This window comes from Massilia oculi, assembly GCF_017582745.1.
In the GTDB taxonomy this organism is placed as follows: Bacteria; Pseudomonadota; Gammaproteobacteria; order Burkholderiales; family Burkholderiaceae_D; genus Telluria; species Telluria oculi_A.
The window spans coordinates 36,260-51,922 of the sequence record NZ_JAFVIM010000029.1; the positions used below are offsets into that span (position 1 = coordinate 36,260).

Genomic DNA, 15,663 nt, shown 5'->3' on the forward strand with positions numbered 1-15,663 from the left:
TGAAGGAGGCGGCGGTGGACAGGTACGACGTGCTCATCGCCGGCGCGGGGCCGACCGGCTTGGTGCTGGCCCTGTGGCTGGCGCACCAGGGAGTCAAGGTCGCGGTCGTGGACAAGGCGGCGCAGTCCGGCACGACCTCGCGCGCGATGGCGGTCCAGGCGCGCACCCTGGAGCTGTACCGCCAGCTCGGCCTGGCCGACGAGACGATCGCCGCCGGCAAGCGCAACATCGCCCTCAATATGTGGGTGCGCGGCAAGCGCCGCGCGCGCCTGTCGTTCCAGGATGCGGGCGAGAAGCTCACGCCCTACCCCTTCGTGCTGGTGTATCCGCAAGACCTGCACGAGCGGCTGTTGCTGCGCCATCTCGAGCAGGCCGGGGTCCAGGTCCAGCGGCCGGTCGAGCTGGTCGCCTTCGAGGACCGCGAAGATTACGTGGTGGCGCGCCTGCGCGACCCGGACGGCGGCCTGCGCGAATGCGAGGCGCGCTTCCTGGCCGGCTGCGACGGCGCCAGCTCCACCGTGCGCCAGAAGCTCGGCGCCGGCTTCCCGGGCGGCACCTACGACCACGTCTTCTACGTGGCCGACGTCCAGGCCGCCGGCGTGGCGGCCGACGGCGAGGTGCACGTCTCGCTCGAGACGTCCGACTTCGTCATCATGCTGCCCTATACCAACACCGGCCGCGGACGCCTGGTCGGCACCGTGCACGGCGCCCATGTCGGCGGCGCCGGCCCCTATACCTTCGACGACGTCGGCCACAGCGCCCTGTCCAGCCTGGGCCTGCGGGTCGACCAGGTGCACTGGTTCTCGACCTACCGCGTGCACCACCGCGTGACCAGCCATTACCGCAGCGGCCAGGTATTCCTGGTCGGCGACGCCGCCCACGTGCACAGTCCGGCCGGTGGCCAGGGCATGAACACCGGCATCGGTGACGCCGTCAACCTGGCCTGGAAGCTGGCCGCCGTGGTGCGCCACGAGGCGCCGGACAGCCTGCTCGACAGCTACGAGACCGAACGGCTGGCGTTCGCGCGCAAGCTGGTCGACACCACCGACCGCCTGTTCAACTTCATCACGGCCGAGGGCAACTTCGCCGACTTCGTGCGCACCCGCATCGCGCCGCTGTTCGCCACGGTCGCCTATGGTGTCGACGCGGTGCGCGAACTGATCTTCAAGATCGTCTCGCAGATCACGATCAGCTACCACGACAGCCCGCTCAGCGTCGGCAGCACGGGGAGCATCAAGGCCGGAGACAGGCTGCCCTGGGTCGAGGCCGATGGCGTGGACAACCACGCGCCGCTGGAGAAGATCGACTGGCAGGTGCAGGTCTATGGCGAGGCCGGCGACGGCCTGCGCGCCTGGTGCCTGCTTCATGGCATGCCCATGCGCGAACTCACCTGGACCGAGCGCCATGAGGCAGCCGGTTTCGCACGCAACGCCCACTATCTCGTGCGGCCGGATGGTCACGTCGCGCTGTGCGATCCGAGCGGTGGGGCGGACGCCGTCGCCCACTACTTCCGCAACCGTGCTTATCGACGCTTCTGCGACTGACGGCGCGCGATACCCGTCCGGCATGAAATGCCATGACACTTCTAGACATCGATGTCTAGATCATCTAATCTGGCTTTCGCCGGGAATCCTCCCGCCTCACAAGGACCGTCATGCTGAAGAAACTCGCCGCCACGCTCGCCATCGTTTCCTGCACCGCACTCACCCCCGCCCAGGCTGCCGACCTGCCGACCTACCCGTTCATCCACGTCAACGCCGCCGCCAACCTGCACGTGATGCCGGACACGGGCGAGATCGATTTCGAGATCGTCAGCCTGGACCCCGACCTGGAAGCGGCCTGGAAGCTGGTCAGCGAACGGCTCGAGGCCAGCCGCGCGCTGCTCGCGCAGCATGGCGTGGCGGTCGAGGACATCTCGGTGCAGGACCTGCTGCGTCGCCCACTCAAGCAGGGCGATACGGTGCAGGCAATCGAGACCCGCGCCGCGGTCCACGCCACGGTGCGCGACCTGGATGGGTGGACGGCGCTGATCCAGGCCCTGATGACGATGCCGAACGTCGAATCGCTGGCGGTCGCCTTCAGCCGCAGCGACGCCGACAAGATCGAAGCCGAACTGGTGAGCCAGGCCCTGGGCGCGGCGCGCCAGAAGGCGCAGAACATCGCGCGCGGCATCGGCGCCAGGCTGGGACCGGCGAACGGCGTTGCGCTGGCGCCGCTCAAGAACCTGTCGAACGCGATGGGACTGGCCACCGACGGGCCGCTTACAGCCCGGTGTCCACACCGGGCGATCAGCTGCTGGTGACGGTGCAGAAGCTGGTGCAGGGCGTGGACGTGATCTACCGGATCGGCAAGTAACATCAGCGCGTCGGCGCCGGCCCGTGCCCTATCTTCATGCGCAGCAGGCGGTACGGCTTGGCGCGCAGGTCCTTGCCGCCGTTGAAGCCGGCCTGGCGGTGCAGCTGGTTGGCGGTGACGTACAGGTAGCCATCCGGACCGGCGGAGAGCGTATCGGGCCACAGCAGCTCGGGGCTTTGCGCGATGGTGCGCCAGCTGCCATCGGCTTCAAGGCGGCGGATCGCATTGTTCTCGTAGTCGGTCGCATACAGGTTGCCGGCGGCATCGGTCTCCAGCCCGTCCGACGCGCCCTTCTCGCCCAGGTCGCGCACGGCCAGCGCCAGCGCCGCCTCGCTGACCGCCGGATCGCGCAGCAGGCGCGTGGCCACCGCGTAGCCATGACGGCTGGAGAGCGGGCTGAAATACAGGGTTTCACCGTCGGGCGAGAGCGCGATGCCATCCGACGCCACCCGGAACGGCGCGGTCTTGCCATCGGCCCCACGGCTCTGCAAGACCCGGCCTTCCACGCGCGGCACGAAGCGCGGGTCGGCCGAGGTGGAGCGATCCCCTTGCAGGCGGCGCTGCGCCTTGCCGGTGGCCAGGTCGAGCACGATGATGGCGCCCGGCCCGCTCAGGGACGAATCGGTCACATAGGCCACGCCCTCGCGGCCGACGCGGAAATCGAAACGCACGTCGTTGACGTAGGTGCTCGGCAGGATCGCATCGGGCGGAAACACCACCGTCCTGACCACCTTGTCGGTCTTCAGGTCGACCGCCACCAGCTTGGCGCCACCCGGCCTCGGCGCGGCGAAGCCCGGTGCGGCGGTGTCCAGGATCCACAGGCGACCCTGGCCATCGGCGACCACGCTTTGCACGCTGAGCAGGCCGCGGGCCGGATCGCCCGGATCGGTGCGGTTGATGGCGGCGTCGGGGTACGGAACCGGCATGCCGTCGCGGATTTCCGCCACCGTATAGGGCGCGTCATCGCCCCAGCGCGGGAAGTTCACGAAGATACGGTTGCCTTCGGCCACGGTGACGCCGGTGGGCATCGGGCCGTCGAAGGCGGCCACACGTTCGAGCTGGCCGATGGTCGGGATGGGTGCGGCGGCTTGCGCCGCCTGGGCCGCGCCCGGGACGGCGATGGCGATGGCGATGGCGGCGCACAAGCGCGCGAGGGGCTTTGGATGCATCATGTCATTCTCCTGTCATGTATGGGCGAGCTGGACGGTTCCCCGGCGTATGATCGATCTGTCCAGCTCGTTGTCGGGAGAAGCATAGGATTTCTCGTGGCAGCGAAACAGCCAGCGGAGTGGGTAGCACTTTCACGCCTGCAGTGAAAATCGACACAGACTTCTTTGCGATCCGCCTTGCCGCTGCGCTTCCCTACCGTGAAAGGAACCAGCATGAGTAAGCAACAGAAAGAAAAACTGGCGCCCGAAGGCAAAGACGCGGCCATCGCGCCGCCGACCGAACAGCAAGTCCAGCAGCAGGCCGCACCGATGGCGCCATCCGAGCCCCAACAGGATCAACCTTTGCCGAAGGACGAGCCGATCCGCCCGGTGAAGGCCGAACCGGTGCGCCTGCGCGGGCGCATGACGCTGGAAGACGCCTTCCAGTCCATCGGCCTCAATTGCGTGCACCAGATCGAAGCGAACGTGCCGGGCGTGCTGAAGCAAAACGTCGAAAGCCTGCACCAGATGCGGGTCGGCCTGCGCCGCCTGCGCGCGCTGCTTGCCATGTTCGAGGACCTGGCCGCGCCGCCGGTCGCCCTGCATGCCGACATCGAATGGCTGTCCGGCGAACTGGGACCGGCGCGCGACTGGGACGTGCTGGCCGACTCCACCCTCGACCGGGTCCATGGCTTCGACGCGACGGCGCTACGCCAGGCCGCGCATGAACGTGCCAATGCCCACCACGCGCACATCCTGAACGTGCTGCGCGAGCCGCGCTATGCCGAGCTGATGACGCAGCTGAACGAATGGCTCGGCGAACGCCGTTGGCGCCTTGACGCCACCCTGGACAAGGATTCGCCCCTGGCCGAGCGCGCCGCCAGGGCCGCCCTGCCCCTGCTGCGCAAGGCCGAGAAGCGCCTGGCCAAACGCATTGACGGTCTCGACGAGGACGACGCGCCGGGCCGTCACCGGGTGCGCATCGCCGCCAAGAAGGCGCGCTACGCGGCCGAATTCTTCCGCGACCTGCTGCCGGCGCGCCGCGTCAAGCGCTACGTCGGCCACCTCGAAAAGCTGCAGGATCGCCTTGGCCTCCTGAACGACATGGCGGTGGCCGACCACCTGCTCGAGGAACTCAAGGGCGGCAGCAGCCAGGTCGCCAGGCAGGCCGCCTACGTGCGCGGCTACATGGCCGCCAGCAGCGAGGCCGGCGCCCAGGGCCTGGCGAAGACGCTGGCGGACGTCGCCAGGCGCCGCATCACGCGCTGAACGAGGCTGTATTTACCGCTTTCCGAAGATCGCGATTTGCTGTAACGTTGCTCTGCAATTCACCACTTCGGAGTCGTCCATGCGGTTCTGCACCAGGTCCCTCGCCTTCACCCTCGCCCTCGCCGCCGCGGGCGGCGTCCATGCCCAGCCGGTCGTCAGGATCGGCCACGTGGGGCCGGTCTCCGGCCCCAACTCCCACCTCGGCAAGGACAACGAAAATGCGGCGCGCATGGCGATCGATGAACTCAACGCCAAGGGCTTCACGATCAACGGCCAGAAGGTCACCCTGCAGCTGCTGGCCGAGGACGACGCCAGCGATCCCAAGCAGGGTACGGCGGTGGCGCAGAAACTGGTCGACGCCAAGGTCAACGGCGTGGTCGGCCACCTGAACTCCGGCACCAGCGTGCCGGCCTCGCGCATCTACCACAACGCCGGCCTGGTGCAGGTGTCGCCGGCGACCACCGCGACCCAGTTCACCAAACAGAAATTCCCGGGCGTGTTCCGCGTGGTCGCCAACGACGCCAAGCTTGGCGGCACCCTCGGCAAGTACGCGGTCGAGACGCTCAAGGTCAAGAACATCGCCGTCATCGACGACCGCACCACCTACGGCCAGGGCGTGGCCGCCGAATTCGCGAAGGCCGCCAAGGGGCCGGGCGTGCGCATCGTCGACAAGCAGTTCACCAGCGCCACCGCCACCGACTTCACCGCCATCCTCACCGCCATCCGCGCCAAGAAGCCCGACCTGGTCTTCTTCGGCGGCATGGACGCGGTGGCCGGCCCGATGCTCAAGCAAATGAAGGCGCTCGGCATCGACGCCCGCTTCATGGGCGGCGACGGCATGTGCACCACGGCGCTGGGCCGCCTGGCGGGCGACGCGGTCGGCGAAGGAAAAGTCGTGTGCGCCGAAGCGGGTGGCGTGAAAGGCGCGCAAGAGCAGGTGATGGCCGACTTCCGCAATCGCTTCAAGCAGAAAACGGGGCTCGAGGTGCAGCTGTATGCGCCGTATGTGTACGACTCGGTGATGGTGATGGCGGCCGCGATGCAGAAGGCGAAATCGGCCGAGCCGGCGAAGTACCGGCCCGAGCTCAAGAAGATCAAATATGAGGGCGTGACCGGCACCATCCAGTTCGATCCGTCGGGCGACATCCTCGATGGCGCCCTGACCCTGTACACCTACAAGGGCGGCAAACGCACGCGGATGGACGTGATCCGCTGATCGTCACGCCCCGCGCGGAACGCATTCACCCCTCGCCGGATACCCGCGCGGCATTGCCGCAGTCGCTTCCCAGCCATTTACCCGAGCCGGTGGTTTTCTGGGTCACCATCACGCCGTTCGGACCGGCCACGGTGGCAGTCGAATCGAAGGTATAGGCCGTCTCGCTCGGGGTCTTCACGACGGCATCGATCTTCATTTGCGGCTGGGTGCACTGCATGCTGACATTCATGCCGCCCGTAGTGGGCGTCGCGTTCCTGGTGCAGCCGTCCGGACCTTTTTTACCGAATACGTCGAACTTCGCGATGTCCTCTTTCGTGATGCATTGCTTGGTGCGCAAGCCATCGTCCGTGAATTCCGTGCCACTGGCACCCAGCCTTTTTTGGATCTCCGCGCGCTGCGCCGGCGACATCGAGGCCATCTGGCTCTTCATCAACGCAGCGATGCCCGCCATTTGATTGCCCCCTCCCTGGCCGGGCAGTGTCATGTCGATCTGCCACAGTCCAGGCTTGATGTTGACTTGCTGTGCAAACGCATTCGCTGCGCACAAGGTTGCCATGCTCAATGCGATGCTGGCGGTCCGAATCAGTCTCATATTCGCTCCTGGTGAGTGGGCCACCAGTGTAGCCGACCTCGCTCTACCGCCGCGCGCGCAATCCCATTAGGGTCAGAGTAAAATTAATTGGCAATTTCCCTAAAACCTTACGAATTAATTAGGGTCGGAGTCGAATTATTGAGCAATTTTCCCGCGCCGGCCGTCGTTCCAATGGCGCGTTGCCATACCAGTCCGCCGCAATGCGACTTTGCACAAGCAATCGTTAGGCTGGTTTTGATTTCGCCCAAAGCGATCATCTTCTGCCCGGGGACCTACATCTTCACGGCATCTAAAATCAACAGCGCCTTTCGTTTGCGCAAAAAGTTGTCAAAGAATTCGACTCCGACCCTAATTAATTCGTAAGGTTTTGTGGAAATTTCTTATTAATTCGACACTGACCCTATTGGAACGTTCGACCCTACTGGGACGTTCTACGATGAATTGCAGTTCGTGCAAGGCCTGGGAAAAGGCGGGCGGCCCGCCAGCAGTTGCAATGCGCGGCGCGATCCCGTACAACGGCTGAAGCGAAGCCGTAAACGACAAAGCGCGCCTCGCTCACGCAGGCGCGCTTTTTACGGATAAGGTGTAACGCTTACTTGGTCGCCAGCACCCACTTGACCAGCGAGCGCGCTTCGGCCTCGCTCACCTGCGGATTGGCCGGCATCGGGATCGGGCCCCAGGTGCCCGAGCCGCCTTTCAGCACCTTCTGCACCAGCTTGTCCTCGGCGCCCTTCTGGCCCGCGTACTTTTCCGCGACGTCCTTGTAGGCAGGACCGACCAGCTTGGTGGCGACGGTGTGGCAAGCCATGCAATTCTTGGCCTTGGCCAGGTCGGCCTGGGCGAACGCACCCGACGACGCGAAAGCCGACAGCACCACACACAACATCAGGGACCGCTTCATTTGTTTCTCCGAGTTTATGACTGATTGGATTCTACCCCCTTTCCCCGCAGGCCAAAGAGGTCGATACACTCTGTAACGCGATCGCCACGTTTACCAATATCCTGTAACAAGAAAATAGCAACTTTTGCCCGTCGGCATTCTTTTCTTTGTAAGATGTGAAACCTGAAGGAGCTTTTACATCATGCCACTCATCCTCTTGATCGTCGCCCTGGCCGCACTGCGCTTCTTCGAGGTCTGGCGTTTTGCCGAGCTGTCCTGGTGGGTCATTGCCGGGCTGTTCGTGCTCGCCTTCATCTGGTTCGAGTACATCGAAAAGATCCTCGGACTCGACAAGAAAAAGGAACACGAGCTCCAGGACAAGCGCCGCGACGAACGCGTCAAGAAGACCCTCGACAAGCGCCGCTGAACCGGCCCGGCCGATCCACTCGGCGCTGTGATACATTGGACATATCACAGTCTGTCCAATCATCCCCCATGCATCCCGAACTGCGCCAGCTGCGCCATTTCGTCACCGTGGCCGAAGAGCTGCATTTCGGCCGCGCCGCGCGCCGCCTGCACATGACCCAGCCGCCGCTGTCGCAGAGCATCGCCAACCTCGAAGAACTGTTCAAAGCCCCGCTGTTCGTGCGCAACCGGCGCATGGTCGGCCTGACCGCGGCCGGCGCCGCCCTGCTGCCGGAAGCCCGCCGCATCCTCGAGGAGGCCGCCGCGCTGCCCGAGCTGGTGCGGCGCGCGGCCAGCGGCGAAGCGGGCCGCCTGGCCCTGTCCTTCGTCTCGACCGCCGGTCTTGGCATGCTGCCCGACGTGCTGCGCCGTTATCGCGCCGCCTATCCGGCCGTGCGCCTGGTGCTGCAGGAGGCGACCTCCGACGTCCAGTTCGACGAACTGCTCTCCGGCCGCATCGACGCCGGCTTCGTGATTCCGCCACAGCCGGGCGCCGCGGACGTCATGGCCGACGGCGCCCTGGACTACCTCAAGATCATCGACGAACCGCTGGTGCTGTGCGCACCGAGCGGCCTGTCGGCGCTGGAAAAACCAGGCCCGGTGCGCCTGCGCGACCTGCCGCCGCTGCCGCTGGTGATCTTCCCGCGCACGGTGGCGCCCAGCCTGCACGATGCGATCCTGGCCTGCTTTCGCGCGGCCGGCGTGCTGCCCACCATCGGCCAGGAAGCGATCCAGATGCAGACCATCGTCAGCCTGGTTTCCGGCGGCATGGGCTTGGCACTTGTGCCACAATCCGTGTCGAACCTGATGCGTCCCGGCGTAGAATACCGTGCCCTGATCGATCCGGCGCCGCTGGCCGAAACCGGCCTGGCCTGGCGGCGCGACAACGATTCGCCCGTGCTGAGGGGCTTCCTGGAATGTTTGAAGAATTGAAGAGAGACTGACTATGCTGATTCATCCGCAGCCGGACCCGATCGCGATTTCGCTCGGCCCGGTGCAAATCCACTGGTATGGCCTGATGTACGTGGTCGCCTTTGCCCTGTTCATCATCCTGGGCCGGGTGCGCATCCGCATGCCGCATGTGGCGGCGCAGGGCTGGACCCGCGACGACCTGGACGACATGCTGTTCTATGGGATGCTGGGCGTGATCGTGGGCGGCCGCCTGGGCGAAGTGCTGTTCTACCAGCCGCTGTACTTCCTCGCGCACCCGCTCGAGATCTTCATGATCTGGAAGGGCGGCATGTCCTTCCACGGCGGCTTCCTGGGCGTGCTGATCGCGATGGCGCTGTGGGCGCGCAAACGCAAGCGCAACCTGCTCGACGTCTACGACTTCATCGCGCCGCTGGTACCGCTCGGTTATGCCGCCGGCCGCATGGGCAACTTCATCAACGCCGAACTGCCGGGCCGCCTGGCCGACCCGAACCTGCCGTGGGCGATGCTGTGGCCCGGCGTGGCCGGCCCGCGCCATCCGTCGCCGCTGTACCAGGCGCTGGTCGACGGCGTGCTGGTATTCGTGATCCTGTGGCTGTTCGCGCGCAAGGCGCGTCCGCGCCTCGCGGTCGGCGCCATGTTCACCCTGCTGTATGGCTGCGCGCGCTTCTTCACCGAGTGGTTCCGCGTGCCGGACTGGGAAACCACCGTGTTCGGCCTGCCGATCACCTCGGGGCAGGTGCTGTCGCTGCCGATGATCGTCGCCGCCCTCGTCATGCTGGCCTGGGCTTACCGCCAGGCGCCGGGCCGACCTGTGACCGCCTGACAGGCGAACCGGGACAAACAACGGCATGGCGCTGGACATCACCAGCAAGGAGATCGAGCAGAGGTGCGCCGCTGCTCTCAAGGACATCGGCTTCAGGACGACGAGCGGCACGGCCTACTGCCCGATCAACGAGACCGTTCTCGGGTGGGTTGGCCTGAATATCGCGAAACACCGGGATTTCGTCAGGATCAATCCGAATATCGGCGTTCATTGTGTTCCGGTGATGCGATGCATGGACAGCATCAGGGGCAAGAAATACCAGCCTGGCCGCATCGCCACCCTGGCCGAACCGCTCGGCGTCATCCTGCCAGGCGAGCGCCAGATCGTGATGACGGATCGAACGGAGATCGAGCCGGAAATCGACCGTTTGATGTCTTACATCGTCAGCGACGCGAAGGACCGTATTGCGCACCTTGCGGACCTCTCCGTCCTGGAATCGGCCCTTCACCGGAGGGTTCCCCAGTTTGGCGGCGCCCCCGAGATGTATGCGCTGACGCTGCTGCTGAACGGGAAGACCGACGAATTCACCCACTTCGTTTCGCAGCAAACGGTCACCGTAGGACAACTTGGCGAGCCAGGCATGCTCGCTGACTGGAACGATTTCAAGGGCAAGGCTCAGGGCTGCCTCCTCGACCTGCGATAAGCAGCGCCCGCACCTGGGCATCCGCATGAGCGCCTATTGAGTGGGGGAACGCACAGAACGGCGTCCTGTGCGGTCCGACAATGAGGCTCCACGGAACGGAGCCCTCATGGATCAAACAAGGCGCAAGCGGCATACCGGACGGTGGCTGCTTCTTGCCGCCATCGTCGTATTGACAGGCATCGCCTTCGTCATCATGTGGCGCCCCGCGCTGGCGCCGCAAGCCACGCCACCTTCCTTCGACCAGGCCCGCATCGAGCGCGGCGCCAATCTCGCCCACCTCGGCATGTGCGCCTCCTGCCACACGGCCGCTTTGTCCCGCCCCTTCGCCGGCGGCAAGCCGATGGAAACGCCGTTCGGCACCGTCCACAGCACCAATATCACGCCCGACCGCGACACCGGCATCGGCGCCTGGAGCCTCGAAGCCTTTACTCGTGCAATGCGCGAGGGCGTCTCGCGCGACGGCCACCTGCTCTATCCCGCCTTCCCCTACAACCACTACGTGCGCATGACGCAGGCCGACATCGACGACCTGTACGCCTACTTCATGACGCGCTCCCCGATCGCCGCGCCGGCGCCCGCCAACGACATGACCTTCCCCTTCGGTTTCCGGCCGCTGGTCGGCTTCTGGAATGTGCTGTACCTGGACGACGCGCCATGGCAACCCGATCCGAAACAATCCGTCGAATGGAATCGCGGCGCCTACCTGGCCGACGCCGTCGCCCACTGCGCCGCCTGCCACACGCCGCGCACGAAGCTGGGCGGTCCGGATATCAAGCGCCAGCTGGATGGCGGCGAAGCCGAGGACTGGTACGCACCCGCCCTGAACGCGACATCGCCGTCACCGCTGCCATGGACACGCGCGCAGCTGCAGGCCTACCTGCGCACCGGCATGGCCGAGGATCATGCGGTGGCCGGCGGCCCGATGCAGGACGTGGTGATGCACCTGGCCCAGGCCGATGAAGGCGACGTCGCCGCGCTGGCCGCCTGGACCCACAGCCACCTGTCGCAGGCGCCGCCGCGCGCGACGCCGGCGCAGCGCGATGGACCGCTGCCTCAACCCGCCGCCGATGATCCCGACCTGCCGCGCATGCGCCTCGGCTACGAGCTGTACGCCAATTCCTGCGCGCGCTGCCACGACGTCGGCCGCGCCCCGAGTTCGGGCACCGCCCTGCCCTTGCAGAAAGCGATCGCCCTGTACGATCCCGATCCGCGCAGCCTGATCCATATCGTCGACACCGGCATCCTGCCGCCGGATGGCGAAGCTGGACGCTGGATGCCCGGCTTCAAGGCGATCCTGAGCGATGAACAGGCCGGCGCGCTGGCCGCCTACCTGCGCAAGTACGGCGCCGGCCAGCCGGCCTGGCCGGAACTGGACGAGCAAGTGAGCAAAGCGAGAGCACCATGACGACCTACCGCCTGCAGGTGAACGGCAAGAGCCACGCCGTCGACCTTGACCCCGATACCCCGCTGCTGTACGTGCTGCGCAACGACCTGGCCCTGAATGGCGCCAAGTTCGGCTGCGGCCTGGGCCAGTGCGGCTCCTGCACCGTGATCATGGACGGCAAGCCCGTGATGTCCTGCCTGGTGCCGGTCTCCAGCGTCGGCGCGCGCGCCGTGCGCACCGTCGAAGGCCTGGGCGCCAGCGACAAGCCCGGCGTGCTGCAGCAGGCCTTCATCGACGAGCAGGCGGCGCAATGCGGCTACTGCATTGCAGGCATGATCATGCAGGCCACCGCGCTGCTCGAGAAAACGCCGGCGCCGACCGACGCCCAGATCCGCGCCCATATGTCGCCCAACCTGTGCCGCTGCGGCACCCATATGCGCATCCTGCGCGCGGTGCGGCGCGCGGCGGACCGACTCGCCGCGGGAGGCAAGCGATGAGCCTCGACCAGGGCCGCCGCCGCTTCCTGGCCGCCGGCGGCGCGTTGACGCTGTCGTTCGCCATGCCCGCGTGGTCCGCGCAAGACGCACTGCCGAAGAGCCTCGAACAAACGCCCTGGCTCGACGCCTGGATCCGAATCGACGCCGATGAGCGCATCACCGTCTTCACCGGCAAGGCCGAGCTGGGGCAAGGCATCAAGACCGCGCTGCTGCAGGTCGTGGCCGACGAGCTGCGCATCGCGCCAGGGCGCCTGACGCTCGTCACCGCCGACACCGCGCGCACGCCGGACGAAGGCATGACCGCCGGCAGCAACTCGATGAAGGACAGCGGCACAGCGCTGCGCCATGCGGCGGGCCAGGTGCGGATGCGCCTGGGCGAACTGGCGGCTGCGCGCCTTGGCGCGCCCGCGGCCGGCCTGGCATTGAAGGATGGCGCCTTCGTCGCCCCCGACGGCCGCCGCTTCAGCTTCGGCCAGCTGGTCACCGGCCAGGAACTGCACCTGCGCGCCACGCCGCAGCCCGCGCCGCCTGCGCCTGGCCCGAAGACCGCGATCGGCCAGTCGCTGCCGAGGGTCGACATCCCGGCCAAGGTCACGGGCGGATCCGCCTACGTGCAGGACCTGCGCCTGCCGAATATGGTGCATGCGCGCGTGGTGCGTCCGCCCGCGCAGGCGGCGACATTGATGGAAGTGGATGCGGCCGCCGTCATGCGCCTGCCCGGTGTCTTGAAAGTCGTGCGCGACGGCCGCTTCCTGGCCGTGATCGCGGACGGCGAATACCGCGCCGTAAAGGCCGCCGCGCTGCTCGCGCGCGCCGCGCGCTGGGAGACGCCGGCCGCGCTGCCGGTGCATCCCGACATCAAGGCGCTGGTGATGGCGCAGCCGGCCGAGCCGACGACCATCCTCGAGCGGGGCGCGCGGGTGCCGGAGGGCATGCACTTCAAGGCCACTTACACCCGCCCCTTCCAGCTGCACGCTTCCATCGGCCCGTCCTGCGCGGTGGCGCAGCTGGTGGAGAACCGCTACACGGTCTGGACCCACTCGCAGGGCGTGTTCCCGCTGCGCAGCGCGCTGGCCGAACTGCTGGGAGCGAAGGAGGACGCGATCCGCTGCATCCACGTCGAGGGTGCGGGCTGCTATGGCCACAACGGCGCCGACGACGTGGCGGCCGACGCCGCCCTGCTGGCGCGCGCCTTCCCGGGCCGGCCGGTGCGGGTGCAATGGATGCGCGAGGACGAACACGGCTGGGAGCCGTTCGGCGCGGCGATGGTGGCGCAGGTGGCTGCCACGCTCGGTCCCGACGGCCGCATCGCCAACTGGCAGTACGACGTCTTCACGCCTTCGCACAACACCCGTCCCGGCAGGGCCGGCAACCTGCTGCCGGCAACGCATCTCGCCAAGCCCTTTACGCCACCAAGGCCGAAACCCAGCCCGCAGCCGGAAGGCAGCGGCGACCGCAATGCGATCCCCTATTACCGGCTGCCGAACGCGCGCGTGACCCACCACTTCCAGCCGAAGGCGGTCCTGCGCACCTCGGCCATGCGCGGCTTGGGCGCCTATTGCAATGTGTTCGCGATCGAGAGCTTCATGGACGAACTGGCGCGCGCCGCGAAACTCGACCCGGTCGCATTCCGCCTGCGCCACCTGGAAGATCCGCGCGCCATCGACGTGGTCAAGCTGGCGGCGGCGAAATTCGGCTGGGATGGCTACAAGAAGACTGCGCGGCGCGGCCGCGGCTTCGCCTTTGCCCGCTACAAGAACCTGGCGTCGTATTGCGCGCTGGCGGTCGAGGTGGAGGTGGCGCGCGAAACGGGCCTGGTCCGCGTGACGCGCGTATCGAGCGCCGTCGATTGCGGCGAGATCGTCAACCCGGACGGCGTGCGCAACCAGATCGAGGGCGGCATCATTCAGTCGGCCAGTTGGACCTTGTTGGAACAGGTGCGCTTCGACGCCGAGCGGGTACTCACCGTGGACTGGGCCTCGTATCCGATCCTGCGCTTCGGCCAGGTGCCCGACAAGGTCGACGTGCACCTGATCGACCGCCCCGGCCAGCCCTTCCTGGGCACCGGCGAGGCGGCGCAAGGCCCGGCCGCTGCGGCGATCACCAACGCGGTGTTCGATGCCTGCGGCGTGGCGCTGCGCGACCTGCCGCTGGACCGCGCGCGGGTCAGGAAAGCTTAATTGAAGGCTTTCCAGAACATATAGGCCGCCAGCGCATACAGGATCACGGCGAAGATACGCTGCAGCTGGCGCACCGGCATCTTGTGCGCTGTGCGGGCGCCGAGCGGCGCCATGGTCACGCTGGCCAGCACGATGATGGCCAGCGCCGGCAGGTAGACGAAGCCCAGCGACCATGCCGGCAGGCCCGGCTCGCCCCAGCCATAAAACATATTCGACAGCGTGCCCGAGAGCGCGATCGGAAAGCCAAGCGCCGCGCTGGTGGCGACCGCGTTATGGATGCGCACATTACAGCGCGTCATGAACGGCACCGAGACAAAGCCGCCGCCGGCGCCCACCAGTCCCGACAGGATCCCGATCAGGCCACCGGTGGCGAACATGCCGGCCCGGCCCGGCAATTCGCGCGCCGCCTTCGGCTTCTTCCCGATCAGCATCTGGGTGGCCGAGAAGGCGACGAAGCAGCCGAAGAAGAAGGCCAGCACCGAGGTATTCATCTGCTTGCCGATCCAGGGTCCGATCCAGGAGCCGATCAGGATGCCCGGCGCCAGCAGTCGCACCACGGGCCACAGCACGGCGCCGTGCTTGTGGTGGGCGCGTACCGAGGACATCGAGGTAAACAGGATGACGCCGAGCGCGGTGGCGATCGCCATGTGGACCACGAGTTCGTCGGCGAAGCCACGCGCGGTGAAGATCATCGTGATGAACGGGACCAGCACCATGCCGCCGCCGATGCCGAGCAGGCCGGCCGCGAAGCCGCCGAAGGTGCCCATCGCCAGCAGGGCAAGAATCAGCCAGGGATCCATTCAGGCTCCCTTGGCGCGCACGAGTTTGACGACCGCATCCCATTCGGATTTGGTGACCGGCGAGATCGACAACCGGCTCCCCTTCTGCAGTAGCACCATGCTTTCCAGCGCGGGATTGGCGCGCATCTCGGCCAGCGGCAGATAGCGCCCGGCCTCCCGTGCGCGGACGTCGATCGAGATCCAGCGCGGTGTTTCCTGGGTGGCTTTCGGGTCGTGGTAATGGCTGGCGGGGTCGAACTGGGTGGCGTCGGGATAGGGCCCGCTCGCGATCTCGGCCAGCCCGGCCACGCCGGGCACGGAGCAGCTGGAGTGGTAGAACAGTACGCCGTCGCCGACGGCCATCGCGTCGCGCATGAAGTTGCGCGCCTGGTAGTTGCGCACGCCGAACCAGGCCACGGTCTGGCCGGGTGCGGACAGGACGTCGTCGAAACTGACTTCGTCCGGTTCGGATTTCATCAACCAATAGCGCATCGCGCCG

Annotated in this window: 16 protein-coding genes; 11 read left to right on the forward strand and 5 right to left on the reverse strand. The window is 66.7% G+C overall.

The window, feature by feature from the left end; translation table 11 throughout:
- Positions 1-14: 14 nt before the first annotated feature.
- Positions 15-1,544 carry an FAD-dependent oxidoreductase gene (locus tag J3U95_RS24545; RefSeq protein WP_208281256.1) on the forward strand — a complete coding sequence of 510 codons (1,530 nt, stop codon included), beginning with the start codon at positions 15-17 and terminating at the stop codon, positions 1,542-1,544.
- 110 nt (positions 1,545-1,654) lie between these two features.
- The gene (locus tag J3U95_RS24550; protein ID WP_208281257.1) at positions 1,655-2,302 is read left to right on the forward strand and encodes an SIMPL domain-containing protein; all 648 of its coding nucleotides are present in this window, start codon (positions 1,655-1,657) and stop codon (positions 2,300-2,302) included.
- A gap of 55 nt (positions 2,303-2,357) precedes the next feature.
- Here the strand turns inward: J3U95_RS24550 and J3U95_RS24555 are convergent, their stop codons facing one another.
- Positions 2,358-3,527 carry an L-dopachrome tautomerase-related protein gene (locus J3U95_RS24555; RefSeq protein ID WP_208281258.1) on the reverse strand — a complete coding sequence of 390 codons (1,170 nt, stop codon included), beginning with the start codon at positions 3,525-3,527 and terminating at the stop codon, positions 2,358-2,360.
- Positions 3,528-3,737: 210 nt separating this feature from the next.
- Between J3U95_RS24555 and J3U95_RS24560 the strand changes: the two genes are divergently transcribed.
- Positions 3,738-4,772, forward strand: coding sequence for a CHAD domain-containing protein (locus J3U95_RS24560; RefSeq protein WP_208281259.1), 1,035 nt, complete (start codon positions 3,738-3,740; stop codon positions 4,770-4,772).
- A gap of 79 nt (positions 4,773-4,851) precedes the next feature.
- The gene (locus J3U95_RS24565; protein ID WP_208281260.1) at positions 4,852-5,988 is read left to right on the forward strand and encodes a branched-chain amino acid ABC transporter substrate-binding protein; all 1,137 of its coding nucleotides are present in this window, start codon (positions 4,852-4,854) and stop codon (positions 5,986-5,988) included.
- A 25-nt stretch (positions 5,989-6,013) separates the two neighbouring features.
- Here J3U95_RS24565 and J3U95_RS24570 read toward each other — a convergent pair whose 3' ends face one another.
- Both J3U95_RS24570 and J3U95_RS24575 read right to left on the reverse strand, forming a co-directional pair.
- Positions 6,014-6,580 (reverse strand): DUF3617 domain-containing protein, encoded by a 567-nt coding sequence (locus tag J3U95_RS24570; protein WP_208281261.1) that lies wholly within the window; start codon positions 6,578-6,580, stop codon positions 6,014-6,016.
- Between the two features lie 592 nt (positions 6,581-7,172).
- Entirely contained in the window at positions 7,173-7,481 is a 309-nt protein-coding gene (locus J3U95_RS24575; RefSeq protein ID WP_109346562.1) for a c-type cytochrome, read from the reverse strand.
- A 181-nt stretch (positions 7,482-7,662) separates the two neighbouring features.
- Here J3U95_RS24575 and J3U95_RS24580 point away from each other — a divergent pair, with 181 nt between their 5' ends.
- The 7 genes from J3U95_RS24580 (at position 7,663) to J3U95_RS24610 (ending at position 14,385) form a co-directional block, all read left to right on the forward strand.
- The gene (locus tag J3U95_RS24580) at positions 7,663-7,887 is read left to right on the forward strand and encodes a TIGR04438 family Trp-rich protein (RefSeq protein ID WP_208281262.1); all 225 of its coding nucleotides are present in this window, start codon (positions 7,663-7,665) and stop codon (positions 7,885-7,887) included.
- Positions 7,888-7,955: 68 nt separating this feature from the next.
- On the forward strand, positions 7,956-8,858 hold the full coding sequence (locus J3U95_RS24585; protein WP_208281263.1) for a LysR family transcriptional regulator: 903 nt from the start codon (positions 7,956-7,958) through the stop codon (positions 8,856-8,858).
- A gap of 13 nt (positions 8,859-8,871) precedes the next feature.
- Positions 8,872-9,681 carry a prolipoprotein diacylglyceryl transferase gene (gene lgt, locus J3U95_RS24590; RefSeq protein WP_208281264.1) on the forward strand — a complete coding sequence of 270 codons (810 nt, stop codon included), beginning with the start codon at positions 8,872-8,874 and terminating at the stop codon, positions 9,679-9,681.
- Between the two features lie 25 nt (positions 9,682-9,706).
- Complete coding sequence (locus J3U95_RS24595; protein WP_208281265.1) at positions 9,707-10,324, forward strand: hypothetical protein; 618 nt, start codon at positions 9,707-9,709, stop codon at positions 10,322-10,324.
- Between the two features lie 106 nt (positions 10,325-10,430).
- Positions 10,431-11,729: a c-type cytochrome gene (locus J3U95_RS24600; RefSeq protein WP_208281266.1), complete on the forward strand. Its 1,299-nt coding sequence runs from the start codon at positions 10,431-10,433 to the stop codon at positions 11,727-11,729.
- Positions 11,726-12,205 (forward strand): (2Fe-2S)-binding protein, encoded by a 480-nt coding sequence (locus J3U95_RS24605; RefSeq protein ID WP_208281267.1) that lies wholly within the window; start codon positions 11,726-11,728, stop codon positions 12,203-12,205. The genes J3U95_RS24600 and J3U95_RS24605 overlap by 4 nt, the downstream gene beginning before the upstream one ends.
- Positions 12,202-14,385, forward strand: a complete 2,184-nt coding sequence (locus J3U95_RS24610; protein ID WP_208281268.1) for a xanthine dehydrogenase family protein molybdopterin-binding subunit — start codon at positions 12,202-12,204, stop codon at positions 14,383-14,385. Before J3U95_RS24605 ends, J3U95_RS24610 begins: the two co-directional genes overlap by 4 nt.
- Here the strand turns inward: J3U95_RS24610 and J3U95_RS24615 are convergent.
- A complete protein-coding gene (locus J3U95_RS24615) occupies positions 14,382-15,185 on the reverse strand; it encodes a sulfite exporter TauE/SafE family protein (RefSeq protein ID WP_208281269.1) in 804 nt (267 codons plus the stop codon). The genes J3U95_RS24610 and J3U95_RS24615 overlap by 4 nt on opposite strands.
- The gene (locus J3U95_RS24620; protein ID WP_208281270.1) at positions 15,186-15,656 is read right to left on the reverse strand and encodes an EVE domain-containing protein; all 471 of its coding nucleotides are present in this window, start codon (positions 15,654-15,656) and stop codon (positions 15,186-15,188) included.
- Positions 15,657-15,663 lie beyond the last annotated feature (7 nt).